Source organism: Pseudoxanthomonas jiangsuensis, assembly GCF_010093185.1.
Lineage (GTDB): Bacteria > Pseudomonadota > Gammaproteobacteria > Xanthomonadales > Xanthomonadaceae > Pseudoxanthomonas > Pseudoxanthomonas jiangsuensis.
The window spans coordinates 1-521 of record NZ_PDWL01000137.1 but is presented as its reverse complement, the minus strand read 5'-3'; the positions used below and the strand labels follow the sequence as shown (position 1 = coordinate 521).

The window sequence follows — 521 nt, the reverse complement described above, 5'->3', positions numbered from 1 at the left end:
TTTCTGATGATTTTGCTGCCTCTTTTGAGGCCACCGCATCTCGTGCTGAAGTGGCGGCCTCTGACGCTTTCGTGGCCGCGGTGGAGGCAGACGTGGCGGCTGATTGTTGTGACGCTGCAGCATTCGTTTCTGACGTTTTCGCCGCACCGGCACTGGTGGCCGCCGCGTTTTTTGAGGACTCTGCGGCTGCGGCACTTTTTTCCGCTTCAGTGGCCTTTGCTGATGCCGCTTCTGCGCCGGAGGACGCTTCCTGAGCTGACGATGCAGCCTGTCCGGCGGACGTGCTGGCGGCGCGTGCTGAGTCAGTTGCATCAGTCACAAGGGCCGCGACCTGAGCAGCTGATGCACTGGCATCGCCGGCTGATTTCTTCGCGTCTGCCGTACTCTGTGCCACCACGGACGCGTTACGCGCCACCTCTTCCACCATCAGTTCAAGACGACGCAGCACCTCCGGCCGGGCATCATCCTCCGTCATGGCACAGAGAAAATCATTCAGCGTCCCCGGTTGTGAATCTTCATAC

The 521-nt window shown here is 60.5% G+C and carries 1 protein-coding gene; it reads right to left on the bottom strand.

The features are described from left to right. On the bottom strand, positions 1 to 521 hold a 521-nt coding region (locus CSC62_RS17670; protein ID WP_211369046.1), incomplete at both ends, for a prophage tail fiber N-terminal domain-containing protein.